Genomic DNA, 24,069 nt, shown 5'->3' with positions numbered 1-24,069 from the left:
CAGACCGAACGGACCTCCAGGGTATGGGCCTCCCCCTCCTCTCCGAAATAACCTTATAATTGGATTTTATTCCATTATTTAAGATAATGCAACAGGTTTTGCATATTTACCGAAAATTTCCAGGGCCCCGCTTACCGCCTTGAGCGCTGTATGCTTTTCAGCTGCACGTTGAAAACGGCCTCTCTTAGCATACTCTCCTGCTCGTTTAAGACCTCGGTGAATTTTGCCGCGTAGAACCGGGAGCCGTCGTCCATCACATTGGTGCGCAGCAGCTCGCAGCCTAAAAGCAGCGGCCCGCCCCGGGTGATGGGCACCACGATCTCTATTATGTCCCCCACCTGGAACACGCCCTGGGTATAGAAGCTTATGCCCCCGCAGCTCAGGTCGTTGCCCCGGGCCCGCCAGCGGCCGGGGGTTCCGTCGGTGGGATAGATAAAGGTATCGAAGTCCACCGGCATCCTAAGGTTGGCGCGCACGGTGTTCCCCACAAGCTCCCTAAGGGGCTCCAGCACCAGACGGGTGCCCTGATAGTGTATAACATGGCCCAGCTTTGGGCTCATCTCCTCGTCGGCGGGGACTATCTGTACATGATCGGTGCTGACCACGGCCATGGCGTCCCCTTCGGTGACGTTTATCTGCATATTAAGGCCGTCGGCGGGCCCCTCCAGATACCCCCGGGCCAGCACCCGGGAGGTGTTGCTGTCCAGCAGCACGCAGAGGGTGGCGTTTTTGGCCGCCTTCTCCTTTTTCTTAAAAAACAACATGGGTTGACCTCCTAATTCTCCGGGGGGTTACTGCCCCCGGGACTGCCGGTTTCTCCGCCGGACTCCTCTTGCGGGTGAGAACGGCCCCCGCCCGGTATCAGGCTGCGAAGCTGCCTGAGCCCCTGGGACTGGCGGTTAAAGTCGAAGTTTAAAAAGTACACGTATATCTCCACCACCGCCCGGTACAGCTCCTCGGGTATCTGCTGCCCAAGGTTCAGCTGGGACAGGATGGTGGCAAGGGAGTTGTCCTCGTATATGGGCACGCCGTTTTCCTGGGCCACGTCCAGGATTTTTTCCGCCAGATGGCCCATGCCGGCGGCCACTATCACCGGCGCAGAATCGCTTACGCCGTACTGCAAAGCCACCGCCCGCTGGCGGGTGGGCCGGGGTTCATCAGACCTTGACGTCGACACCGCTTTTCACCTCTTGGAATAGATTTGGGAACGCGTCGGAAATGTTTATGGGCTTCTTCATGGCCGACACCCGCACGTCTCCCGGGGACAGGCCGTTTCTTGTGAGGATATCCGTCAGGTCCCGGCTGATATCCCCGGAGAAGACCGCCACCTCCTGGGGGCAGGAGACCATAAGCGAGGTCTTTCCCCCCGCGCCGTCTATCACCAGGTCGAAGGGCCCCACCCCCTCGACGTCCATCTTTATCAGCAGCCGGGGGGCGGGGGCCTCCTGCCCCCCGGAGTGCTCCGCGTCCGGGTCCACCCACATCTCGGAGAACACCGCCTTGTCCTCCCACCGGAAGGGCAGCATCAGGTGCTGCAGGGGCATATATACGCTCTCGTTTATCAGTATGGAGCTCATAAGGCTGCGGAATATATCCTGGGCCGCCGTGCCCCCCTCGCCTTGAAGAGAGCGCTGGGCCAGGTCTATAAACCGCTGGGTGAAATTGTCCGACTTCGAGGCCTTGCTGAATTCCGTGTCCGAGAGCAGCCGCAGGATATCCGCGTCCGAAAGGCCGTTCAGATCCGCCTTGAAGATATTATAGTTCCCAAGGTGCCGAAAGGCCTGTATAAGGGAGCTCTCGCTGCCGTTTTCATAGCGCACTATGTCCAAAGTCAGCATAGAGAGAAGCCCTCTTGCCATGCCGTGGTCGTGGGTGCGGCGCACATAGTCCGAGATAAGGGGGAACACCTGGCCCCGCAAAAGGTCCAGGTTCCCCTGCCGGTCCCGGGCGGCAATGCCGTTTTCCATCAGCGCCGCCAGGTCCGTCAGCTGGTTCGCCCAGTGGGAGGGCAGGGACCGGGTCATGTCGTAGAGGGTGCGAAGCATACGGCTCTCCAGGTGCCCGGTGGAGGACCAGTCGCTGTACTGGCGCAGAAACTGGAGTATCTCCGTGCGGAACATCTCGGACTGGGAGGTGTTGAAGGCGTTCCTTAAAGCCGCGAACAGGGCCCCGCCGAAGCGCTGGCCGCTCTGCAGCTGGTTCTGGAGAAATTTCGTAAGCGACGCCTCGTCCATCTTGAGCATCTCCAGAAAGGCCTGGAGCTCCTCCGCAAGCCCCGCCGTAATGCCCGACGAGACCTGGAGCCCCTGGCCCTGCAAAAGACGCAGCATGGCCGAGGCCGAGTCCGGGGAGTTTGCCATGCGCTGCAAAAAGGTGAGGAAATTCGACTCGTACCGCACCCTATGGGACACGGAGGCGTCCCCGGCCTGCTGCTGGTCGCTGCGCTGGTCCCCACGGGTGACACGGTTGGGGTCCACTATATTGCGTATATTCGTGTTTGGGTCCTGGGGGTTTATGGGCTGCCGCCCAGATACGTTGTCATACCCCGGGACGGGATTTGTAGGACGCAAGATCTCAGGCATATTATCTGCTCCTGTGTTTCTATAATATGAAAGTTAAGTGGATATTTAGTGGTGGCCTCTCTATTTTATAATAAAATCTGCCAAAAGGCAAGAATAAACCGCAGTATCTATTATTTTTTAATTTGCACGGCCGAATACTAATCCAGAGGGCTTGCGTTTTTGTGCGGGCCTGTGCTATAATAAAGGGGCTGGGGCAGATAGGCGCCCGGCAATCTATGCAGAAAAGGTGGAAACGGTATGGCCAACGATATGATGGAAGCCTATCTCTATGAGATGAACACGCTTTTGGAATCACTTGACGAGATGGTGCTGGGCGCGGAGGATCGCAAGACCTTCTCCCAGGAGGACGTGAACGAGATATTCCGTATTATGCACACTATAAAGGGCTCTTCGGCAATGATGGAGTTCGACAACCTTATGACGGTCGCCCACCGCATTGAGGATATGTTCTTCATAATCCGGGACAAGGGCATGGAGGCCGTGGCGGAGGACCTAAGGCCCGAACTCTTTGACCTTATCTTCCAGGCCATCGATTACTTCAAGGCCGAGGTGGAGAAGCTGGAGAACGGAGAAAGCCTCACAGATGATATCGACAACATAATGGCGAATATTAATAGCTTTTCAAATAAAATTCAGGGCAAGCAGGAGGAAGAGGAGCCGGCCGAAGCTGCCGCCCAGCCCGGGGCCCAGGAGGCCGAGGGCCCGGAGAGCCACGGCAGCAGCCAGTTCCCCTTTGGAATACAGGTGTTCTTCGACGAGGGCGCGGGCATGGAAAACCTGCGGGCCTTTATGCTGGCAAGCGCCGTGAAGGACACAATGGACAGCGAGAACGACTTTGACTACTACCCGGCGGACGTGGACAGCAACGCGGAGACTGCGGCCATAGTGGTGGACGAGGGCTTCTCCCTGCGCTTCCTTACCGACGAGCTTCGGCAGAAGGCCCTGGCCGTGGTGAAGGACGCGGGCTCTATAGGCAACTATAACCTGTTCGAGTATGAGGAGCCCGAGGCCCCGGAGGCCCCAGCTCCGAAGCCCGCAGAGCCTGCCCCCCAGCAGGCCGCCGCCCAGCAGAGCGCGCCCGCCGCCCCCCAGCAGGCCGCCCAGCAGGGGAATAACAATAACCAGAAGAGCCAGAAGGAGAGCCTTATCAGCGTGAACCTCTCAAAGCTCGACGAGCTGAACGCGGTGGTGGGGGAGATAGTCATCACCGAGTCCATGGTCACGGCCTCCCCGGACCTGGAGGGCTTAAAGCTTGATAACTTCACCAGCGCCGCAAGGCAGCTTCGCAGCCTTACCGACCAGCTTCAGGACGTGTCCATGTCCCTTCGGATGGTGTCCGTCTCCGCCACCTTCCAGAAGATGCGCCGTATTGTCCGGGACATGAGCAAGAAGCTGGGCAAGGAGGTGAACCTGGTCCTTGAGGGCGAGGAGACCGAGATAGACAAGACAATAGTGGACAGCATCGGCGACCCGCTGATGCACATTGTCCGCAACTCCATGGACCACGGCATCGAGGAGAACGTCCAGGACCGCATAGACGCCGGCAAGGACCCGGTGGGCAGGATAACCCTTTCCGCCCGCCACACCGGCAGCGAGGTCATTATAGAAGTCATTGACGACGGCCAGGGAGCCGACGATGACGCGATTCTGGGCAAGGCCCTGCGCCAGGGGCTGGCGGTGCCGGGCATGGAATACTCCCACAAGGACATACTCAACTTCCTTCTGATGCCTGGCTTCTCCACCAACACCGAGGTCACCGAATACTCGGGGCGCGGCGTGGGCATGGACGTGGTGAAGTCCAACGTGGAGAGCGTGGGCGGCACGGTCACCATTACCAGCGAGAAGGGCTTCGGCATGACCACCACCCTGAAGATACCCCTTACCATGGCCATTATGGACGGAATGGAGGTCTCTGTGGGCGACTCGGTGTTCACGGTGCCCATCAACAATATCCGCTCCATCGTAAAGATGGATAGCGGCGATGTGATACACGACGCCACCAAGGGCGAGATGCTCCGGGTCATGGACAATTTCTACTCGGTGGTGCGGGCCAAGGAGTTCTACCAGATGGAGAAGGGCTACGACGAGATAGGCGACGGCATCATCCTCTGGGTGGAGTCGGGCGACAACTCCTTCTGCCTGTTCGTGGATAAGCTCATAGGGGAGCAGCAGGTGGTGGTGAAGCCCCTGCCGGACTATGTGAACAACTATGGCATCAGGAATTACGGCGTTACCGGCTGTACAATCCTTGGCAACGGCGACATCAGCATCATACTGGACGTGGCCAGCATTTACGCCGCCTCTCAGGAGGGCTGAGGACTTTGGGGTTGCAAACGCCGAAGTCGTTTGATATAATAAGTACGGTGCCTTTTAGTATAAAATTAGCAAGACATAAAAGCAATAGGAAAGGATTTGCGCTGTATGGAGAATATGACTGAAATGACAACAGACGCAGCCACGCTGGCCCTGGGCGAGGATCTTGTGGAGGTCGAGACCGACAAGTATCTGATTTTCCTCTCCGGCGGTATTTACTACGGTGTTGACACCAAGTATGTAAAGGAGATGCTCACCCAGTGGGAGACCTCCATCACCTGGCTGCCAATGCTGCCCCCGGACATAAGGGGGGTCATGAACCTGCGCGGCGGTATTGTGCCCATCGTGGATTTCAGGCTGATGACGGGCTGTATGCCGGAGGATAAGTTCTGCACGGTTATTCTGGATATGGAGGGAACCCAGATTGGGATCATGGTGGACGAGGTGGATCAGACCATTGACATCCAGAAGAACCATATCCTGCCCGTGCCCCACCAGAGCGACATGACTGCCCAGAAGATGGTGACGGGTATGTACAGCCTGCCCGGCGGCAAGAAAACACTTATGGTGCTGGACTGCACCCAGCTGCTGTATGGACACCAGTAATAAGACGTCCGCGGCCGCCGCAACCTCCATGGTGATCACGGACAAAGACTTTAACCGGCTTGTGAGCTTTGTGCAGAGCAAATACGGCATAGATTTGCACCAGAAGCGCCAACTGGTTACAAGCAGGCTTTCCAGCACGGTGAAGGGCATGGGCTATAACAGCTTCACCGAGTATGTGGACTATCTGCTGAAAAAGGGCTCCGGGGACGACATAAACCAGCTGCTCTCCCGGCTTACCACCAACTATACCTATTTCATGCGGGAGGTGGAGTCCTTTGACTATTTCACCAGCACCATACTCCCGGATATAGTGCGCAGGCACCAGAGGGACAAGTGCCTGTCCATCTGGAGCGCGGCCTGCTCCTCGGGGGAGGAGCCGTACAATGTCTCCATGTACATAATGGACCACCTGGGCGGCCAGGCCTCGGCCTGGGACACCAGAATGCTCGCTTCGGACATCTCCGTGGACGCCCTCAATAAGGCCAAGAAGGGGATATACGAGCTGCCGGACACCATACCTCCCCAGTGGAGAAAGAACTATTTTAAGCCCGTCGGCGGCAAGATGTTCGAGGTGGCGCCAAAGATAAAGCAGAACGTCATCTTTAAGCAGTTCAACCTTATGGACCCCATACATTTTAAAAGGAAGTTCGACGTGATCTTCTGCCGGAATGTGATGATCTATTTCGACCAGCCAACCAAGTCGGCCCTTGCCCGGAGAATGTTCGACGCCACAGTGCCCGGGGGGTATCTGATCATCAGCAAGGCTGAGAACCTGCCGCCTGACACGCCCTATACCCGGGTGGCGACCTCTATATTCCAGAAGCGCTGAAGGACCGGGCGCGATTTTTCAAGAATCACAGGGGGGAAAGAAGTTGGCAAATAAGATAAGGGTCCTGGTGGTGGACGACTCCATCATCGCCAGGAAGATCATTATGGAGGGCCTTGCAAAGGACCCGCGCATCGAGGTGGCGGGCTACGCCATCAACGCTATAGACGCGGAGAATAAGCTAAAGTCCCTGAACCCGGACGTTATGACCTGCGATGTGCAGATGCCGGGTATAACGGGCATTGAGTTTTTAAAGAAGATACTGCCCCAGCACCCGCTGCCGGTGGTGCTTGCGTCGTCGCTGAACCTTCGGGTCTTTGACGCACTGCACGCGGGGGCGGTGGGCTTTGTGCGCAAGCCCGACGGCGTGCAGAGCCGGGACGAGTTCGTGCGCTCCCTTACCGAGGCGGTGATAGAGGCCTCCCACGCAAAGGTGCGCCGTCCGGCCAAGGTGGGAGCGGTGGCTGTGCCGGAGCTGCCCGTGCCGGCGACGGTTGGGCCCATAAGGGGGTCACAGCAGTACATAATCGGCCTTGGAGCCTCCACCGGCGGCACAGAGGCCACCCTCGAGGTGATGAAGCGCCTGCCCGCGGATATCCCGGCCATGGTGATAGTGCAGCATATGCCACCGGGGTTCACAAAGATGTACGCCGAGCGGCTGGACCGCCTGTGCCAGATGGAGGTGCGGGAGGCCGTGAACGGCGACAAGCTGCACAAGGGTCTGGCCCTTGTGGCCCCGGCGGACTTACAGTGCCGGATAAACCGCAACCCGGCCGGGGAATACTACGTCTCCTGCACGCCCGGGGAGAAGGTCAGCGGCCACAGGCCCTCGGTGGACGCGCTGTTTATGTCCATGGCGGAAAACGTGCACTGCAAGATGATGGGCATAATCCTTACGGGCATGGGCGCCGACGGGGCCGAGGGGCTCCTGCGTATGCGGCGGCGGGGGGCTTACACTATCGGCCAGGATAAGGAGTCCTGCGTGGTATACGGTATGCCCGGCGTGGCCTATGAAAAGGGCGCGGTGTGCGAGCAGGCCAGCATAGAGCGTGTGGCAGGCGTGCTGCTAAGAAGCCTTCAGGCCGGCAAGTAAGCCAAAAATTGAGGCTGAAGCAGCCGGACCACAATATATAGAATAAATAAAGTTGAAGAAATATCGGAGGACCCCTTAATTTTTCCGGGGCTCATCCGATATTTTATTTAGAGGAATCGAAAACCATACCCCCCAACCAGAAAAGAGGGATGTCAAATGATCAATATGTCCAATATCAACCCCATCAGTCCCGCCGGCTCCAGGAGGGTGAACCAGCCCCGCAGCTATGGCGGCAGCCCCGTCAAGCCCGGCCCCTCTGCCGAGAAGTTTGACCAGGTGACCCTGTCCACCCGGGAGGGCGAGGACCCCATGAAGATGGAGCTGCAGGGGAAGCTCTCACAGGAGGTGCGCACGGCCACCACCACCGGCACGCTGAACGCCCTTCGTCAGGAGGTGCAGAGCGGCCAGTACCAGGTGGATGCGAGAAGTATTGCCAAAAAGCTTCTGCTGATGGGGGAGGTCTGAGCTTGAGCCAGGTTTATGAGGACTACCTGCAATACCTTGAGGAACTGGCCGATACCCTTGAACAGATGGCCGAGGTCACCAAGGCGAAGAATAAAGCGGCCCGCGTCGGCGATCTTGTCACGGTGGAGAGCCTGATGAAGAAGGAACAGGTCTTTAGCATGACCCTTCGGGGCATGGATATCAAGCGCGAGAAGATGCTTTCTGAAATGGGCCTTCAGGGCGTGCCCCTGTCGAAGCTTGCGGAGAACTATCCGGCGGAGCTCTTTGACCGGGCCAGGAAAACGGTGGAGCGTGTGCAGAACCGCTATACAGTTTTCCACAGCGCGTCCGAGGCCGCCCGGGTCACCATGGAGATCGCGCTGCACGATATAGAGCGAATGCTCCCGGAGAACCAGCCGGCGCCCCGGCGGGATAAGGGCGAGCCGCCGCCGAGAATGAAGACGGACTTTAGGGCTTAGGGCGCGGGAAAGTCCATTTAAAGGGTGCGGGCAAAGGAAAAGCCGCGCCTTATTGAGGTTCGACACATATACCACAGCAATACCCCAATCATAAGGGAGGACGATAACTATGAGCACTGTTTCCACGTTCAGCGGCTTTACAATGGCCAGGCTGGGCATAATGGCCTCGTCAAAGGCCATGGAGGTCACCGGCAACAACATTTCCAACATCAATACCGTGGGTTATACCCGCCAGTCCCTGGACCAGCGGGCCCTGTATATAGGCGGAGCGGACGTATACGCGTCACAGTTCGACGTGCGCGTGGGCGCCGGGGCCCTTACCACCGGCGTGTCCCAGCTTAGGGACCCGTACCTGGACATCCGCTTTAGGAACGAGAACGCCCAGGTGGGCTTTTATGAGGGCAAATATTCCATATTAGAGCGGCTCTCCATTATCTTTGACGAGGTGGGCAAGGGCGAGGAGGACGGCGGCGTTTTGGAGCTGCAGTTCAACAAGCTCCTTGAAGAGCTGCAGGTGATGAACACAGAGCACGCCGGAGATAAGTCCTATGACGCCTCCGTGCGGGGCGCGGCGCAGAGCATGGTGCAGAAGTTCCATGCCTATGCCGACGCGCTGGACAGGGTCCTGAAGGACACCACGGAGGAGTTCAAGGAGAACATAGGCAAGGTCAACAGTATCCTCAAGAGTATCCGGGAGCTCAACGAGTCCATCAAAAAGGCGGAGATAAGCAGCGGCGCCATCAGCGACGCAGAGCGCAAGGAGGGCATGATAGGCGAAAGGGGCCAGCAGGCCCTGGAGCTTAGGGACCAGCGCAACGTGCTTATCGACGAGCTGTCGAAGCTTATCCCCATCGACGTGAAGTATTCCGACGAGTCCATCGGCGCGGGCATGACCGTGGAGAAGCTGACCATCACCTTGAAGGGCAATAGCGACGCTGTGCTGGTGGACGGCGTGTACTTCGGCCAGATATCCGTGCAGGAGGACCCCACAAAGCCCGGGAGCGGGGAGGAGGACCCCTATCTTCGTTTGCAGATCTCCGTGCTGGAGAACAACCTGGGCCAGAAAATGGCCAAGAACAAGCCCGGCGGGGAGATTTATAAGATAGGCGATCAGGAGCTAAAGGGCGGCACCATACAGGCTCAGCGGGAGATGCTCACAAAAACCGGCGAGTATTCGCCGGCGGGGGATGTGACGATGGACGCCGCCGCCACCACAAAGCGGGGCATAAGGTACTATCAGAACGTGCTGGACGCGCTGGCGAGAAAGACTGCGGAGATATTTAATAAGGCGAATACCACCGATAAGGATGGAAACTCACTGCTTGACGCCAATGGAAAGCCCCTCCTTGGGGCCGACGGCAAGCCCCTTATTAACGGCGCGGGAGTGCTGTTCAGCAGCGAGGGCGACGGGGATAACCCCAACGGCATTACCGCCAGCAATATCGCCATTTCCTACAGCTGGTCCCATGAGGAGGCGCATATTATCCAGACTCGTGACCCGGCGAAGAATGGCCTGAGCACCGCCAACGACAATATCATACACCTTATCGCCCAGATGCAGGCGAACCAGGACTTTAAACCCAGCGATATACTGGCGGATAACCATAACCCCCGGCCCGGCAGCCCGGCCAACAGCGACACGGTTTTCTTCAGCGGCAGCCTGCAGGGGATGCTCACGTACATCAACAATAACCTGGGCGGCGACAAGAAAACCACCATGGAGGTGCTGGACAATTACTACTCCTCCGCCGAGGAGCTGGACCTTGGTCGGATGTCCGTTTCCGGCGTGGACCTTAACGACGAGGCCATCAGCATGATGCAGTTCCAGAAGTCCTATTCCGCCTCCTGCCGTCTGCTGACGACCCTTGACGAGATACTGGATAAGCTTATTAACGGCACCGGGATAGCCGGGCGCTGATGGAGATAGATCAGATAAATTTTAGATAAAGAAAGAAGTGACAGCATATGGTACAACGCATAACCACAAACGGTATGATGACCAAGTATAAGACCAACCTTATGAAGTCCTATAATAACCTGGCGAAGGTCAGCGAAAAGGTCACCACCGAGCGCAACTTCAACTCCTATGCCGAGAGCCCCACCAAGGCCGCCCAGGCCTTCCAGCTGCGGCGCAACCGCTGGAACGTGGAGAACCAGATAGCGAACTCCAAGCAGGTGCGGCACAAGTTCCAGCAGGCCTGGGACTGCCTTGAGGACACCTATCAGGACATCGGCGTGAAGCTGGGCGATTATTCGGCCCTGATCGGGTTCAACGCCGCCAACGCCCCCGGCCGCAACGCCCTGGGCGAAGTTATGAAGGGCGCGGCGGAGTCCGTGATGCAGACCATGAACGCCCAGTACGGTGAAAACTTTATCTTCTCCGGCGCGGACGGCGCGACGGTGCCCTTTAGCTGGGGACAAAACGGCGAGGTCCTTTACCGGGGCCACCCGGTGGACTGTAAGGCTGGAGGCGCAGATGATGCTTGGTTTGAAAACTCCATTGAGAACGAGAAAACCTTTGTGGACCTGGGCATGGGTATGCAGGAGGACCCCAATGACGGCAAGTTCATTGAGGCCAGCGGCTTTGACACGGCGCTGAACGGCGCGGAGTATGCCGGGTACGGCTATCAGGAGGTTGAGCTGAACGACGGCAAGACTGTCAGTGTACCCAACAATATAATCTCGCTTTTGAACCAGATGGGCCAGATATTCTGCGACTGCGACCCGAACACCGGGGCTTATGACCCGAACAAGACCTATACCGATGGCAACGGTAATCAATTTACCGGCCAGCAGATGGCCGAGGCGCTGGAGACGGGCCTTAAAAATACCCTCAATGAGATACACGCCAACTATGTGGAGCTTGACACCCGGGCCACCTTCGTGAACACTAACCAGGAGCGGCTGGAGTCCCTGGATGATTCCATGAACGAGCAGATAGTCAGTATCGAGGATATAGACCCCGCCGAAGCCATAACCGCGCTGATGTGGGCACAGTATTCCTATAACGCCGCGCTGCGCATAGGCACCAATATCCTGTCGCAGTCGCTGATAGACTATATGAATTAAGCGATTCCTTTTAGCCATATTACTGAAGGAGGAGGATTATTGTGGGACCGTTGATTGAGATCACTACCGTACCTATCGAAATCGAGATGAAGACCACCAATGCCCATCTGGTATACTCCAGGGGCACCGCCGAAGTGGAGATATCCCGTGACAAGGGGGGCCTGAATATTAAGAGCAGGCCTATAAAGCTGAACGTGGACTCCTTCCAGGCCCAGAGCTCCATCCGCCCCACCACCGCCCAGAGCGTGAAGCAGGCGGCCCAGGCGGGCAAGCAGGCGGCCTATCAGGCCACGGCCACCTACGCCAAGCGGGGCCAGCTGGTGATGGACGCGAAGCTTGGCCAGGAGCTTATCACCCACTTTGCCCAGGAGACCCAGGACGCCCATCTGGGCCGCAGCCTGGACGAGTTCGGGCTGGGCTTTTTGCCCGAGGGGGGCATAGACCTGGACTGGGAGCCCGGGCAGATGCAGATACGCTATGAGATGGATAAGCTGAACTTTGACTGGAAGACCGGCGGCCAAGGCTTTGAGTTCGTGCCCGGGGACATCGAGTTCTCCGTGACCCAGCGGCCCGAGGTCATCATCAAGTACGTAGGCGGCGCGCTGTATGTCCCGCCCTCGGCCGACCCCAATTATGAGCCGGTGGATGTGCGCGCCTGATATAGGAGGGATAGCTTGAAGCTTTCGACAAAGTATTTTGGCGAGATAGATTACGGGGAGGAGGACGTTATCCGTTTTCCGGAGGGGATCTTTGCCTTTGAGGAGGAGAAGGAGTTTGTGCTCCTGCCCTTTTCCGGCAGCGACGGAACACTCCTCTGCCTGCAGAGCGTTGCGACCCCCCAGCTGGCTTTCGTGGTGATGAATCCTTTTGCCCTGCATTTGGAGTACGCGCCAGTGCTGCAGCCCGAGGAGCTGGAGGGGCTGGGCGTGAAGGACAGCCGGGAGCTGTGCTACTATGTGCTCTGCGTGGTGAAAAACCCGGTCTCCACCAGCACGGTGAATATGAAATGCCCGGTGGCCATCAACGACGAGACCCAGACCGGGGCTCAGGTGATCCTTGATACTGATGAGTATGGAATGAAGCACCTTCTGTCCGAGTTCCAGGCGGGGGAGGGGTCGTCATGCTGATCCTGCGCAGAAGGGCGGGGGAGTCCTTCCTCATCGGAGAGGGGGTCAAGGTGACCGTTATCGCCACAAAGGATAAAGAGGTGCAGCTGGCCATTGACGCGCCCAAGGAGGTGGCCGTGCTGCGTGCGGAGCTGGCCAACGCCATGCGCGAGAACCGGGAGGCCGCGGACGAAAAGAGTATGCCCCAGGAGCTTATCGCGGCGTTCTCAATGCTGAGGGAGAAGCCCGGGGAAAGCGAATAAAAAGCGCGGAGCTTTCGCTCCGCGTTCTTCGTTATCACTTATTCTTTGCCGCCCGGCGGGTCAGTCCTCCCGGCGCGGCGCGCCCAGGCGCAGCCGCCCGTCGCTTTCGCCGGAGTGCCTGGGGTTTGCCGACACCTTCTGGCAGGCGGCGATAAGCTGGGCGGTTACCGCCGCGCCATAGCGGCTCTCATAGATGGAGAGCATGGGCACGCTCTCGTGCTCGGGCACCACAATGTACTTTGCGGGCAGGGTGGTCAGGGCCAGGGCCACCACGTCGGTGCGGCAGCGGCGGCAGGCGCACATCTTGAACTGCTTCATATACTTGTCCACCTTGTCCTCTACCAGGGCCTGCAGCACATTGATATAGGTGATGTCCTCCATGGGATTTGCCTTCTGGGGGGGCTCCTGGGGCTGGGGTTCCGCCGCCTTTACAGGCTCCGGCTCGGGCTCGGGTTCGGGCTCTGGAAGGGGCTCCGGCTCTGGCTCCGGTACCGGCTCTTCTTCTGCCGGGGCGGGTTCAGGCTCGGGCGACTCTGCCGCCAGGGGGGGCTCCGCCGGGACGGGGGTCTCCTCAGAGAGCTCGGACAGCAGGTCCTCCTCAAGGGCGTCGCGGATGGCGCTTGCCACCTCCTCGGAGTTATCCGGGGTGGGGGCAGGGGCAGGGGCGGCCGCAGGGGTGCGCGCGGGCTCCTTCGAGGCCTCGCCGGGCTCGGTGAGCAGGTTCAGCACATGGGCGGTCTTGTTGGATCGGGAATTTTTTGTATTAGCCATAGCATTTTCTCCTTTCGGGGACGTTATCTGTATATATCACAAAAACTCCGAAGGTGCGTTTTACGTACATTATATCAGATACTCATAAGCTCGTCAAGCAGCGCCTGGAAATCCTGGGACGGGTTGGAGCGGGGGGCATAGGACAGCACGCTCTCCCCGTGGGCGGGGGCCTCGGCCACCACGACGCTTGTGCGTATCTTGGTGTCCAGCACCTTGGTGTCCAGCTTACGGGCAATCTCGCCGGAGAGCTCCAGCACCTCCCGGTTCAGGGTCAGGCGCTGGTTATACTTGTTCAGCAGGATGCCCAGCACCCGAAGGTCCGGGTTGTAATATTTCTTCACCGTATTGATGGTGTCCCGTATCTGGGAGATGCCCAGAAGGCTTAAGATCTCCGGGGCCATGGGGATTATCAGAGCCCCTGAGGCCACATAGGCGTTGATGGTCAGCACGTTCAGCGCCGGGGGGGTGTCGATGATGATATAGTCATAGCGGCTCTCCACCTTGTCCAGCTCGTTCTTCAAAAGATACTCCCGGCCGGGGGCGTTGAATTCCAGCTCGGCGGTGGACAGCAGTATGTTTGAGGGCAGTATGTCCCCAAGGTCCGTGGAGACTATCGCGTCACGGACCTCCGCCGTGCCCTTCATCACCTCATAAACCGTGTCCGAGTTCTCGATGTCAAGCCCGGCGGAAAAGCCCAGGCTGCCCTGTGGGTCCAGGTCCACGCCCAGGACCCGGTAGTTCCTAAGGCGCAGGGCGTTGATAAGGGAAAGCGCGGTGGTCGTCTTGCCGACGCCGCCTTTCTGGTTGGTGATGGCAATGATTTTTTCCATAGGAAGGCCCCTCTCAAAATGCAAAATTTTCGCGGAAAGCTCTTATCTTTCCCACACTAATGTCGATATAAATATAGAAGTTCCTAAAAGTTTTGTCAGGTTTTTTCTTCATGGGAATTATTCCCGGGGGATCGCCCACAAAAACAGCCTGTCCGTCCCTTCTATAAGATATGTTACCACAAAAAAGGAGTGAAATCAATGGCTTCTGTAACAAGTTTAATGAACAGCACCAGCAGCACCAGCAGCCTTTACGGCAACCGCAACGTTATAAGCGGCCTTGCCAGCGGCATGGACACCGAAGCGATGATTGAAAACAGCGTTGCGGGGTATAAGACCAAGATATCCTCGCTGCAGCAGAAGATGACCCAGATGCAGTGGAAACAGGATGCGTACCGCAGCCTTATCACCCAGATGAACAACCTGCTGAATAAGTACACCTCCTATACCAGCAGCACGAATTTGTTCAGCTCCAGCTTCTTCTCCAAGGCCATCAATACCGTGGCAAACGGTGCCAACGCCGCCAAGGTCAGCGCCACCGGGAAGAGCAGCAGCAACGTGTCTATCGACGCAATTAAGCAGCTGGCCGAGGCCGCAAGCTATACTGTCGGCACGAACCATCTGGTGGATAAAGGGTCCGACACCAGCAAGATAGAGTGGAACAAAAATGTGGAGACCAGCAAGGTGGCGGGCTCCATAACCCTTGAGTACGGTGGCGGCGACAAGAAGAGCGGCAGCACTATCAGGCTGAGCTTCGGCGAGGACGAGGTCTTTAACTCCGCCCAGGAGATGGCCGACGCCATCAACGCGAAGCTCAAGGAGGCGAAGATCACCACCAGCAGCGGCTCCAACTCGGCGGACAACTACCTGGAGGCTTCTGTGGACGCTACGGGCAGGGTTGTCATAAACGACAAAAAGAACAATAATTTCCGCATAACCGGCGTGTCCGGCGAGGGCATGGAGAAGATATTCGAGGAGACCGAGCGCGGCAGCCTTGCGGTGTCAAAGGCCCCGGTGAAGAAGGCTGACCTGGTGGACAGCGTCGGGCGTGAGGAGTACCTAAAGGACCAGACCATCTATGTGAACCTGGACGGAAAGACAAAGAGCATAAAGCTTGAGGATATTTTCAACAGCGACACATATAAGAACACCGCAAAGGGCACGGAGCAGGAGAAGAGCGAAGCCTTTGCAACGGCGCTGAACGAGCGCCTTAATAGCGAGTTCAACGGCAAGGTCAAGGTGGAGGCCAACGCTGACGGTTCCTTGAAGTTCACCGGCCCCGAGAACAACGGCTCCACCCTGACGATCAAGGGCGGCAGCGACGCGGTGAATAACGCCCTGGGCCTGGGCGAGGGCGGCTACAGCACCACGCTGCAGACCAGTTGGACCCTCAAGAAGGTGCTGGGCGATTCGGCGGCGGGCCTGTTTACCGAGGCGGCCACGAACGCGGACGGCGACTATGTCGACAGCGCCGACAAGGCGGCGAAGGTTGCCACCATTGAGATAAACGGCACCAAGCTCCAGTTCGGCGAGGACGACACCATACAGACCGTGATGGATAAGATAAACGGCTCCGACGCCGGGGTCGAGCTGAAATACTCCTCCATGACCGGCAACTTCGCCTTTACGGCTAAGGAGACCGGGGCGGACAGTAAGATAGATATCGGGGGGACGCTGGGCACGGCGCTGTTTGGCAGAGTGGATTCCTCCCAAATTGCGGACGACAAGGCCGAGGTCAACCCGGATATCAAGGGCACCTATACCAAGGGCAAGGACGCGGAGTTTGTAGCCACCGTCAACGGCGAGCGGCTCGAGCTGACCCGCTCCTCCAACACTGTCGACCTGGACGGCCTGTCCGTCACCCTGAAGGGCACCTTTGACGAGGGTTCGGAGAAGATAACCTTTACCACCACCTCCGATTCGGATAAGATAGTCGACACCGTAAAGGCCTTTGTAGAGGACTATAACAAGCTGGTCACCGAGCTGCACAACGCCTACAGCACCATGCCGTTACAGGACAGCAAGGGCAACGACTATCTCCCCCTGACTGAGGACGAAATATCCAAGAACAGCGAGAGCTATATCAAGAGCTATGAGGAGAAGGCCAAGACCGGCCTGCTGTTTGGCGACAGCGACCTGTCGAACCTGTACACCCGGCTGACCCAGTCCGTGCAGAGTTCCGGGGAGATAGGCGCGGCCCTTCGCAGCATAGGCCTCAGTGTGGAATACTCCTCTTCTAACGGCCTGTCCACCCTGAACCTGGACGAGGAGAAGCTGCGCAGCGCCCTGGACTCCGACCCCGACAAGGTAAAGAACGCCTTTACCGCCAGCACCTCCACGGGGGCGTCCTCCAACGGCATAATGGCCGGACTGAAGAGCACCCTGGAGATGTACGGCAAGACCTCCATAGGCAGCCCCGGAATCCTGGTGAAGAAGGCCGGCACCACCCTTTCCAGCTACTCCCTGAGCGACAACGAGATACAAGACAAGATAGACAGCCTGCAAAAGCAGATCGACAAGTGGCAGGATAAGATGAGCGACCGCATAGACTTCTACACGAACCAGTTCACACGGCTGGAAATGCTCATAAACCAGATGAACTCTCAGAGCTCCGCGCTGTCCGGCATGATGGGCGGCTGATGAATATATCTATAGAAACAGAAAAAGAGGGACCTAATGGAACACGATCCGATACAACAATATAAGGAACGATCCATAAGCACCATGACGCCCGATGAATTGCTCCTGCTGCTGTTTGATGAGCTGATGAAGGACCTTATGCGCTGCGGGCTGGCCATAGACCAGCAACAGTACGACCTGCTTGAGACCTACGCCGACAAGAGCGTGGCCATAATCAACTACCTGGACGATATCCTAGACGACCAGTACCCTATAAGCCAGAATATGCACAAGCTGTACGACTACTTCGGGTATCAGATGGCGCGGGTAAAGATAGGCCGGAACAAGCAGGTGCTGGAGGAGGTACACCGAATGATAGGCGAGCTGCGGGACAGCTTCCGTCAGGCTGAAAAGAACTGTGCCGAGGAAGCCGAGAGGAAGGCCGCCGGCGCGCGAAGCTAGGGGGCGGCAGATGGATATCCGGATATTGGAGGAACTGCTTTTAAAGGAGCGGCTCCTATATGTGAAGCTCAGTGAGTTTGAGGATTTGACCCGCCAGTTGGGCGAAGCCCTTGACCGCAGGGACGAGATATCTGTGCAGATGCTGCTGAATATGCGCGGCGAGCCCGCGAACCAGCTTCAGGAGGCGGACGGGCAGCTGCGCCGCCGGCTGCTGGAGCTCCCGGAGGAGGACGCCATACGGGCCAGAGAGCTTCTGGAGGGCGGAGAACAGCAGGGGCCCGAGGAGGCTGCCCTGTGCGCCCAAGTGAAGCAGAACCAAAGGCTTCTGCGGCGGTGCAGGGAGATGGATAAGCATATAAGCGTCAGGATGGGGGGCAATAAGTCCTTCTATAAGAAATATCGGTAAACCGAAGAAAAGCGCCGCCGGGATAACAATCCGGGCGGCGTTTTTGCAAAATTTGACTTGTAGAGGAAGGGAAAAGGTGCTATAATTTAGAAGCGGCAAATCGCGGCTTCACCCCAGCAGCCAGATACAGACCCCGTCGCCGCTGCTGGCCTTTGCCTCCTCAAGTATAACCTGGGGGTCCCAGAGGGCCAGGCTGTTCTTGCGGCTGTTGGGGTCCGCCACCAGCACCTCCCCCGCGGAGGAGGTGCCGTGGAGCAGTATGAAGTGCCCGCTTTTGGTGAAGTGCCCCGGGCCCACCAGGGCCACGGCAAGGCCGCCGCCCTCAAGGTGTGAGCGCAGCATTTTCGCGTCGCAGTCCTTTGCCTCGCGGCACTCTATGCCGAAGGTCTTTGAGGCCCCTTGGATAAGGCTGGGATAGGACCCGCTGCCGGAGCACCAGTAGCCGTTGTCATAGGCCCAGGCGGACATTTTCTCCGGGTCGGTATCCGTGTCCGTCAGTGTCGAAACTATAATGGCCATTACCGTGGGCCCGCAGGCGTATTTGCCTATGTAGTCCGTGCCGAAGGGCTTATCCCGCCACTGGGGGTCCCCCTGGTTATAGTAGACCACCGGGGTGCCGCCGGTGAGTATGCTTTGGCCGTTCTCCTCTGTGAATTCGGTCAGGGCGGGCTCGGCCGGCTCCGGCGGGGGCTCCAGCAGCTCGGGGTATATGGCGTACTGGGGCCGCTCTGGAAGGGGCATGGGCCGGGGCTGCTTATATTGAGCGGAGAACTCCCCGATATCGGCAAGGGTGCGGTCCAGACGCAGGTCGAACTCCCATTGGTCCAGCCGGGCCTTTACGGCCCGGGCCGCCCGGGTTACAGGCTCCACCACCGGGTCCGTTATCCTGTGGTACAGCGCCGGGGAGAAATGTGCGCAGAAGAGAAGCTCCATGCCGCCGACGCAGAACAGCGCCAGCAGCAGGGTGGGGATCAATAGGCTGTGGTTTTTTTTGTAACGCGGGTCTTTCACAGGCTCCTCCTTGAGACGGGGCGGGTCTTAAAACGAATATACCGACAAGATTATATCAAAAAACTTTGGTTTTGTAAAGGAGCCGTATCGGAGATGCCAACCATACGCTTGGAGGACGTTTCAAAAATATATAAGGGACAGAAAGGAGGAGGGGGGCTGCGGCCAGGCCGCCGGGGCTTTGAGACCCTCTCGAGGGTTAACCTGGAGATAGCCCAGGGGGAGTTCGTGTTCTTCGTGGGCAGCCGCGGGGCGGGCAGCAGCACCCTTCTTAACCTGATATCCGGCCTTTTGCAGCCCGACGAGGGCGCGGTCTACCTGGACCAGGTGAATCTCTCGAAGCTGAAGCGCCGCCAGGAGAAAAAGCTGCCCTATATCTTCGGCAGGGTGCCCCAGGAGCCAAGCCTTGTGCGCAGCGCCACCGTGTTCGAGAACCTGTGCCCCCCGGGGAGGTTCGGGAGGGTCGGCGGCACCCTTACCGACGGTCCGCTGATTGCGAAGGCCCTGGCCCTTGTGGGGCTGCCGGACAGCGAGGAGAAGTATCCGGGGGAGTTCAGCGCCTCGGAGCGCAGGAGGATAGAGCTTGCCAAGGCCATACTTTACAGCCCGCCCATACTTATACTGGACAGGATAACCGACGATATGGACGACGACAGCATCTGGGACATGATGCACCTTCTGGACGAGATGAACCACAGGGGGACAACGGTGCTTATGGCCACAGGGGCAAGGCAGTTCGTGAACCTCATGCGCCGGCGGGTGATAACCCTGGTGGACGGCCGGATAGTGGGCGACGTGCAGAAGGGCCGCTTTGGGGATATCGTGTGAAAAAATTTCTCTATACTGTACACCGCTATATAGTATGGCGGCGGGAGCGTACATAAAATGTTGTGGTGTGCGAAAAAATAACCATTTGACAATTCAGGGACCCGGGTCTATAATAGACGTTAGGGAAATGCTGAGGGAGTATTTTGCCGCCTTTACCGGACAAAGCTTATTGACAAACGCGGTGTAAAGGCTTATAATCTATTATGGCAGTTTCAAAGCCGCGCATGATGGAGCCTGCGCAGCGGCGGAGAGACCGGTGCTTTCTAAAAGAGAGCGCGTGAAAGCCGCTCTTTTTCACAAGGCACACCCTCGCTGCAACCGAGTCAATCAAGTCCAAAGAAAGAAGGAGGAGCAGTCATGCTCAAAAACATGAAGGTCAAGATGAGCCTTATCATGGGCTTCAGCGTCACAGTTCTGGTCAGCATCATCATCGTTGTGGTGTCGCTGGTAATCATGAACATCCAGTCATCCAGCTATCAGGGCATTATCGACACGGAAGTCCGCGCCAGCGACCTTGTAAGGACCTGCCGTCTTCAGGTCAACATGACGGCGCGTTACTTGAGGGACGTGGTTCTGGATCCCCAAGGGGAGAGCGGCCAGCAGTCCGCGACCAAAACCACAGATAGCCTTTCACCCCTCTCCGACTACATCACCGAGCTGAGGAGCCTCAACGTGCTGAGCGATTCAACTCTCATAGATGATTACATAAGCGCCGTGCAGGTTTGGGGAGAGGCAGTACCCAACATTATGAACACGGCCCTTGGCGGAGACCAGGAGGAGGCCATCCGTATGGTCCAAGAGGAGTGTACACCGGCACTCACGAAGGTCGACGACGCGGCCAGCGCCTTACAGACCGCCATTACCGCCGAGCAGGACAGCATTGTTAAGCGGCAGGAGAACCTGGTCACCATCTCCATCGTGGCTATTATCGCCGCGCTGATTCTGGGCACTGTACTGGTCATGCTGCTTGAGCTGCGCATCATCAGAAGCATTACCGGACCCGTTGAGGAGGTCCGCACCGCCCTTATCGGCTACAGCGAGGGCAAGCTGGACCTTCCGGTGCACTTTGAGAGCAAAAACGAACTGGGCGATATGTGCCATGCCCTTCGCACCAGCCAGACAGTCCTCAGCAACGTTATCAACGACACGAACCGGCTGCTGGAGGCTATGGCCGACGGCGACTTCGACGTGCGCACTAATGCCGAGGAGTCCTATGTGGGCGCTCTGAGCGGCCTGCTCAAGTCCATACGCGGCATCAACCGCAGCCTGTCCGTTGCCCTGACCCAGATACAGTCCTCTGCCGATCAGGTTTCCTCCGGCGCGGACCAGGTATCCAACAGCGCACAGACCCTGGCGCAGGGCGCCACCGAGCAGGCCAGCGCCGTGGAGGAGCTGTCCGCCACCATTACCGAGATTGCCCAGGGCGCCGAAGAGGGCGTTACCCTGGCACGGGATTCCAGCCAGCTGTCTAACGACGCCTCCGCCCAGATTACCGTGTGCAGCGACCTGATGCAGGGCACCGTTGGCGCTATGAACGACATAAAGGCCGCCGCCGAAGAGGTGGGCACCATTATCGATTCCATTTCCCAGATCGCTTTCCAGACCAACATTCTGGCCCTGAACGCCGCCGTCGAGGCTGCCCGCGCGGGCGTTGCCGGCAAGGGCTTTGCGGTTGTGGCCGATGAGGTGCGCGTGCTTGCCTCCAAGTCCGACGAGGCCAGCAACGCCACCAAGGAGCGCATCGAACACGCTATCTCCGCCGTGCAGAAGGGCAGCGAATACGTGGCCGAGGTGTCTGCGGCCCTTGATAAGACCGTGGGCATGGTGAACGGTGCCGTGGCCAAGATGGGCGACGTGGCCGACACCACCGAGCACCAGGCCGAGTCCATCGAGCAGATCCGCGAGGGCATCAGCCAGATTTCCGCCGTTGTACAGAGCAACTCTGCCACCAGCGAGGAGAGCGCCGCCGCCAGCGAGCAGCTGTCCTCTCAGGCCCAGATCATGAACCAGCTTATGTCAAAGTTCCGTATGCGGGACTATAGCGCAGAGGGTCCCATGGTCACCGCTCCCGTCCATACCAACAGCGGCAGCGTGAGCTCCAGCGACAGCTTCAACGGAGCAGGGTACGACAAGTATTAAGAGCTTGCCGCAGGCTGCTGTTAAATAAAGAACATAGCCGGACGGCCTATACTTATTGGGCCGTCCGGTTTCCTTTAGAGAGGTGAGGTTCATGATGAAAGAGCAGGAGGCCGGCACGGTATTTGCCCTGGATATCGGCACCCGGAGCATTATCGGTATGCTGGGCCGGGTGGAGCAGGGCCGCCTCTATGTGACGGCCATCGAGAAGGAGGAGCACGGCCGCCGGGCCATGCTGGACGGCCAGATTGTGGAGATCGAGCAGGTGGCCGCCGTGGCCGGGGAGGTCATACGGCGGCTGGAGGAGAAGTCCGGCACGAAGCTGAGAAGGGTGTGCGTGGCGGCGGCGGGTCGTGCCCTCAGGTCCCAGAGCGCCAGCTTCACCTTGAAATTCGATGAGCTGAGAAGGGCCGACGCGGACCTGATAGGACAGCTGGAGGCCGGGGCCGTCACCGAGGCGGAGCGGCTTATCGCCGGGGACAGCGCGGGCCAGGGCCGCTTCTACATGGTAGGGTATACCGCCAGGCAGTACACGGTGGACGGCTACCCCATGACAAACTTGATGGACCATAGGGGCCAGGTGTTCGAGGCCGACGTGGTGTCCACCTTCCTGCCCAGCGGGGTGGTGGAGAGCCTTTATGCCGTTACGAACCGGCTGGGACTGGAGGTCTCAAGCCTGACTTTAGAGCCCATCGCCGCTCTGAACGCGGCCATACCCGCCGGTATCAGGCTTTTGAACCTGGTGCTGGTGGACATAGGCGCGGGCACCTCGGATATTGCTGTCTGCCGGGAGGGCAGCGTGGTGGGGTACACCATGGCCACCGTGGCCGGGGACGAGATAACCGAGCTTTTGATGCGCAGCCTGCTGGTGGATTTCAAGACCGGCGAGCGGCTGAAGCTCTCCCTTGGGTCCATGGAGCCGGCGCAGTACCCGGATATCCTGGGAATAAAGCACGAGATAAGTCCGGCGAACCTCAGCGAGGTGATACAGCCCGCAGCCCAGAAGCTGGCCAAGGAGATTGCGGAGAAGATATTGGAGCTCAACGGCGGGGCGCCCTCGGCGGTGTTCCTGGCGGGGGGCGGGAGCAAGCTCCAGGGGCTGCCGGCGCTGGTGGCCGGGGAACTGGATATGAGCGAGGCCAGGGTGGCCTTGGCGGGGAACCACTTTACAAACAGCGCCTTCTCCGACGAGTACCAGCTGGAGGACCCGGAATACGCCACGCCCCTGGGCATTGGGGCCTCGGCAGCCCTGGGGATGATAAACGACAGCTATATGGTTACCCTGAACGGCTATCCGGCGAAGCTCTTTAGAAACGGCGCCTTAAGCCTGCGGGACGTGCTCTTGATGAACGGGTTCCACTACGGCGACATGATGGGCAGAACCGGGGCAAACCTCAGCTTCACCCTTAACGGCCAGCGGGAGTTCCTCCATGGGCTGCCGGGGGTGGAGTCGCAGATAAGCATAAACGGCCGGGAGGCCCAGTTCAGCACGGTGGTCCGGGCCGGGGACAGGATAGAGTTCACCCCCGCCCGTTCCGGTCAGGCGGCCGTCATGACCCTTGGAGAGCTGCTGGGGCAGGACTACCCCGGGGAGGTGACGGTGAACGGCCGTCCCCAGCCTATGGACTACTCCATACGCCAGGGGGATGAGGTGCAGGCCCAGGGCGCGCCGGTGCCCCCAAGGCAGCAGCGGCGGGTGCGGGCGCCAGAGCAGGCGAAGCCCCTGCCAAAGCCCGAGCCCCCAAGGCCGGTGTTTACGTCTAAACCGGAGCCAATTATGGAGCCGGCCGCAAAGACAGAGACAAAGCAAGAACCCGCCAAGGAGAAAGCGGCAGAGCCTAAGCCTAAACCAAAGCCGGGACCTATAGCGGAACAAAAGGTCAAGCCCCAGCCGGAGCAAAAGGCGGAACAGGAAGCAAAGACGGAGCCGAAGAGGCAGGCCGAGCCAAAGCCAAAGGAGCCGCCCGAGGAGCCCCTGCAGCTTTCCTTCGGGGGGCTGCCGGTGGTGCTCAACGGCGCGCCCCTGCGGCTGGAGCCAAAGGAGCAGGGGGGGGACTACTACCTTATGGACCTTCTGGAGCGCTCTGGCATGGACTTTTCAAAGCTTGACCGGCCGGTGGACCTGCTTGTAAACGGAGCGGAGGGGCAGTTCAGCCAGGTGCTGCGCCCCAACGACCAGGTGACCATACGGTATAAGGACCGGCAAACCACTTGACATAGATAAGCGTATA

General features: G+C 58.6%; 23 protein-coding genes. 17 read left to right on the top strand and 6 right to left on the bottom strand.

Annotation, left to right across the window (positions count from 1 at the left end; genetic code table 11):
- Positions 1 to 131 precede the first annotated feature (131 nt).
- From ADH66_RS13555 to ADH66_RS13545, 3 genes are read right to left on the bottom strand one after another with little or no spacing between them, the layout of a single operon-like run.
- Positions 132 to 764, bottom strand: a complete 633-nt coding sequence (locus ADH66_RS13555; protein ID WP_066539633.1) for a PilZ domain-containing protein — start codon at positions 762 to 764, stop codon at positions 132 to 134.
- An 11-nt stretch (positions 765 to 775) separates the two neighbouring features.
- Entirely contained in the window at positions 776 to 1,177 is a 402-nt protein-coding gene (locus ADH66_RS13550) for an EscU/YscU/HrcU family type III secretion system export apparatus switch protein (RefSeq protein WP_084384467.1), read from the bottom strand.
- The gene (locus tag ADH66_RS13545; RefSeq protein ID WP_084384468.1) at positions 1,158 to 2,582 is read right to left on the bottom strand and encodes a hypothetical protein; all 1,425 of its coding nucleotides are present in this window, start codon (positions 2,580 to 2,582) and stop codon (positions 1,158 to 1,160) included. The genes ADH66_RS13550 and ADH66_RS13545 overlap by 20 nt, the downstream gene beginning before the upstream one ends.
- Before the next feature lie 237 nt (positions 2,583 to 2,819).
- Between ADH66_RS13545 and ADH66_RS13540 the strand changes: the two genes are divergently transcribed.
- The 11 genes from ADH66_RS13540 to ADH66_RS13490 all read left to right on the top strand — a co-directional run bounded on the left by ADH66_RS13540 (position 2,820) and on the right by ADH66_RS13490 (position 12,781).
- Positions 2,820 to 4,898, top strand: coding sequence for a chemotaxis protein CheA (locus ADH66_RS13540; RefSeq protein ID WP_066539635.1), 2,079 nt, complete (start codon positions 2,820 to 2,822; stop codon positions 4,896 to 4,898).
- 105 nt (positions 4,899 to 5,003) lie between these two features.
- Complete coding sequence (locus ADH66_RS13535; RefSeq protein ID WP_084384469.1) at positions 5,004 to 5,501, top strand: chemotaxis protein CheW; 498 nt, start codon at positions 5,004 to 5,006, stop codon at positions 5,499 to 5,501.
- Positions 5,488 to 6,330 (top strand): CheR family methyltransferase, encoded by an 843-nt coding sequence (locus ADH66_RS13530; protein ID WP_084384470.1) that lies wholly within the window; start codon positions 5,488 to 5,490, stop codon positions 6,328 to 6,330. The genes ADH66_RS13535 and ADH66_RS13530 overlap by 14 nt, the downstream gene beginning before the upstream one ends.
- Before the next feature lie 43 nt (positions 6,331 to 6,373).
- Complete coding sequence (locus ADH66_RS13525) at positions 6,374 to 7,420, top strand: protein-glutamate methylesterase/protein-glutamine glutaminase (protein ID WP_066539637.1); 1,047 nt, start codon at positions 6,374 to 6,376, stop codon at positions 7,418 to 7,420.
- Positions 7,421 to 7,576: 156 nt separating this feature from the next.
- Positions 7,577 to 7,885 carry a flagellar biosynthesis anti-sigma factor FlgM gene (locus ADH66_RS13520; protein ID WP_066539639.1) on the top strand — a complete coding sequence of 103 codons (309 nt, stop codon included), beginning with the start codon at positions 7,577 to 7,579 and terminating at the stop codon, positions 7,883 to 7,885.
- Positions 7,886 to 7,887: 2 nt separating this feature from the next.
- Positions 7,888 to 8,343 carry a flagellar export chaperone FlgN gene (flgN, locus tag ADH66_RS13515; RefSeq protein WP_066539641.1) on the top strand — a complete coding sequence of 152 codons (456 nt, stop codon included), beginning with the start codon at positions 7,888 to 7,890 and terminating at the stop codon, positions 8,341 to 8,343.
- A gap of 109 nt (positions 8,344 to 8,452) precedes the next feature.
- Positions 8,453 to 10,261 (top strand): flagellar hook-associated protein FlgK, encoded by a 1,809-nt coding sequence (gene flgK, locus ADH66_RS13510; RefSeq protein WP_066539643.1) that lies wholly within the window; start codon positions 8,453 to 8,455, stop codon positions 10,259 to 10,261.
- A 47-nt stretch (positions 10,262 to 10,308) separates the two neighbouring features.
- Entirely contained in the window at positions 10,309 to 11,412 is a 1,104-nt protein-coding gene (locus ADH66_RS13505) for a hypothetical protein (RefSeq protein ID WP_066539646.1), read from the top strand.
- A 41-nt stretch (positions 11,413 to 11,453) separates the two neighbouring features.
- Positions 11,454 to 12,071 (top strand): DUF6470 family protein, encoded by a 618-nt coding sequence (locus tag ADH66_RS13500; protein WP_066539650.1) that lies wholly within the window; start codon positions 11,454 to 11,456, stop codon positions 12,069 to 12,071.
- Between the two features lie 15 nt (positions 12,072 to 12,086).
- The gene (gene fliW, locus ADH66_RS13495; protein WP_066539651.1) at positions 12,087 to 12,539 is read left to right on the top strand and encodes a flagellar assembly protein FliW; all 453 of its coding nucleotides are present in this window, start codon (positions 12,087 to 12,089) and stop codon (positions 12,537 to 12,539) included.
- On the top strand, positions 12,533 to 12,781 hold the full coding sequence (locus tag ADH66_RS13490; RefSeq protein WP_066539653.1) for a carbon storage regulator: 249 nt from the start codon (positions 12,533 to 12,535) through the stop codon (positions 12,779 to 12,781). Before fliW ends, ADH66_RS13490 begins: the two co-directional genes overlap by 7 nt.
- Positions 12,782 to 12,841: 60 nt before the next feature.
- Here ADH66_RS13490 and ADH66_RS13485 read toward each other — a convergent pair whose 3' ends face one another.
- Complete coding sequence (locus ADH66_RS13485; RefSeq protein ID WP_066539655.1) at positions 12,842 to 13,552, bottom strand: late competence development ComFB family protein; 711 nt, start codon at positions 13,550 to 13,552, stop codon at positions 12,842 to 12,844.
- A 74-nt stretch (positions 13,553 to 13,626) separates the two neighbouring features.
- Complete coding sequence (locus ADH66_RS13480; RefSeq protein ID WP_066539657.1) at positions 13,627 to 14,382, bottom strand: ParA family protein; 756 nt, start codon at positions 14,380 to 14,382, stop codon at positions 13,627 to 13,629.
- Positions 14,383 to 14,580: 198 nt separating this feature from the next.
- On the opposite strand from ADH66_RS13480, the gene fliD reads away from it, so the two are divergent.
- From fliD to ADH66_RS13465, 3 genes are read left to right on the top strand one after another with little or no spacing between them, the layout of a single operon-like run.
- Positions 14,581 to 17,019: a flagellar filament capping protein FliD gene (gene fliD, locus ADH66_RS13475; RefSeq protein ID WP_066539663.1), complete on the top strand. Its 2,439-nt coding sequence runs from the start codon at positions 14,581 to 14,583 to the stop codon at positions 17,017 to 17,019.
- 36 nt (positions 17,020 to 17,055) lie between these two features.
- Positions 17,056 to 17,460, top strand: a complete 405-nt coding sequence (locus tag ADH66_RS13470; RefSeq protein ID WP_066539664.1) for a flagellar export chaperone FliS — start codon at positions 17,056 to 17,058, stop codon at positions 17,458 to 17,460.
- Positions 17,461 to 17,470: 10 nt separating this feature from the next.
- Positions 17,471 to 17,866 carry a hypothetical protein gene (locus ADH66_RS13465; RefSeq protein ID WP_066539665.1) on the top strand — a complete coding sequence of 132 codons (396 nt, stop codon included), beginning with the start codon at positions 17,471 to 17,473 and terminating at the stop codon, positions 17,864 to 17,866.
- A 108-nt stretch (positions 17,867 to 17,974) separates the two neighbouring features.
- On the opposite strand, the gene ADH66_RS13460 is transcribed toward ADH66_RS13465, so the two are convergent.
- Positions 17,975 to 18,877, bottom strand: coding sequence for a C39 family peptidase (locus ADH66_RS13460; protein WP_084384472.1), 903 nt, complete (start codon positions 18,875 to 18,877; stop codon positions 17,975 to 17,977).
- Positions 18,878 to 18,970: 93 nt separating this feature from the next.
- Between ADH66_RS13460 and ADH66_RS13455 the strand changes: the two genes are divergently transcribed.
- The 3 genes from ADH66_RS13455 (at position 18,971) to ADH66_RS13445 (ending at position 24,053) form a co-directional block, all read left to right on the top strand.
- Positions 18,971 to 19,702 carry a cell division ATP-binding protein FtsE gene (locus ADH66_RS13455; protein WP_084384473.1) on the top strand — a complete coding sequence of 244 codons (732 nt, stop codon included), beginning with the start codon at positions 18,971 to 18,973 and terminating at the stop codon, positions 19,700 to 19,702.
- A gap of 357 nt (positions 19,703 to 20,059) precedes the next feature.
- Positions 20,060 to 21,841: a methyl-accepting chemotaxis protein gene (locus ADH66_RS13450; protein ID WP_066539667.1), complete on the top strand. Its 1,782-nt coding sequence runs from the start codon at positions 20,060 to 20,062 to the stop codon at positions 21,839 to 21,841.
- Positions 21,842 to 21,932: 91 nt separating this feature from the next.
- Complete coding sequence (locus ADH66_RS13445; RefSeq protein WP_066539668.1) at positions 21,933 to 24,053, top strand: cell division protein FtsA; 2,121 nt, start codon at positions 21,933 to 21,935, stop codon at positions 24,051 to 24,053.
- Positions 24,054 to 24,069: the final 16 nt, after the last annotated feature.

Source organism: Acutalibacter muris, from assembly GCF_002201475.1.
Taxonomy (GTDB): Bacteria; Bacillota; Clostridia; order Oscillospirales; family Acutalibacteraceae; genus Acutalibacter; species Acutalibacter muris.
The sequence above is the reverse complement of the archived record's forward strand: the minus strand, read 5'-3'. Positions and strand labels throughout refer to the sequence as shown.

Bases quoted from the DNA above. Each gene is read 5' to 3' on its own strand.
- ADH66_RS13490 (WP_066539653.1), top strand. From the start codon at position 12,533: ATGCTGATCCTGCGCAGAAGGGCGGGGGAGTCCTTCCTCATCGGAGAG.
- ADH66_RS13555 (WP_066539633.1), bottom strand. From the start codon at position 764: ATGTTGTTTTTTAAGAAAAAGGAGAAGGCGGCCAAAAACGCCACCCTC.
- ADH66_RS13450 (WP_066539667.1), top strand. From the start codon at position 20,060: ATGCTCAAAAACATGAAGGTCAAGATGAGCCTTATCATGGGCTTCAGC.
- ADH66_RS13465 (WP_066539665.1), top strand. From the start codon at position 17,471: ATGGATATCCGGATATTGGAGGAACTGCTTTTAAAGGAGCGGCTCCTA.
- ADH66_RS13485 (WP_066539655.1), bottom strand. From the start codon at position 13,552: ATGGCTAATACAAAAAATTCCCGATCCAACAAGACCGCCCATGTGCTG.
- ADH66_RS13540 (WP_066539635.1), top strand. From the start codon at position 2,820: ATGGCCAACGATATGATGGAAGCCTATCTCTATGAGATGAACACGCTT.
- ADH66_RS13480 (WP_066539657.1), bottom strand. From the start codon at position 14,382: ATGGAAAAAATCATTGCCATCACCAACCAGAAAGGCGGCGTCGGCAAG.
- ADH66_RS13455 (WP_084384473.1), top strand. From the start codon at position 18,971: ATGCCAACCATACGCTTGGAGGACGTTTCAAAAATATATAAGGGACAG.
- ADH66_RS13535 (WP_084384469.1), top strand. From the start codon at position 5,004: ATGGAGAATATGACTGAAATGACAACAGACGCAGCCACGCTGGCCCTG.
- ADH66_RS13545 (WP_084384468.1), bottom strand. From the start codon at position 2,582: ATGCCTGAGATCTTGCGTCCTACAAATCCCGTCCCGGGGTATGACAAC.
- ADH66_RS13530 (WP_084384470.1), top strand. From the start codon at position 5,488: ATGGACACCAGTAATAAGACGTCCGCGGCCGCCGCAACCTCCATGGTG.
- fliD (WP_066539663.1), top strand. From the start codon at position 14,581: ATGGCTTCTGTAACAAGTTTAATGAACAGCACCAGCAGCACCAGCAGC.
- ADH66_RS13445 (WP_066539668.1), top strand. From the start codon at position 21,933: ATGATGAAAGAGCAGGAGGCCGGCACGGTATTTGCCCTGGATATCGGC.
- ADH66_RS13520 (WP_066539639.1), top strand. From the start codon at position 7,577: ATGATCAATATGTCCAATATCAACCCCATCAGTCCCGCCGGCTCCAGG.
- ADH66_RS13470 (WP_066539664.1), top strand. From the start codon at position 17,056: ATGGAACACGATCCGATACAACAATATAAGGAACGATCCATAAGCACC.
- ADH66_RS13505 (WP_066539646.1), top strand. From the start codon at position 10,309: ATGGTACAACGCATAACCACAAACGGTATGATGACCAAGTATAAGACC.
- flgK (WP_066539643.1), top strand. From the start codon at position 8,453: ATGAGCACTGTTTCCACGTTCAGCGGCTTTACAATGGCCAGGCTGGGC.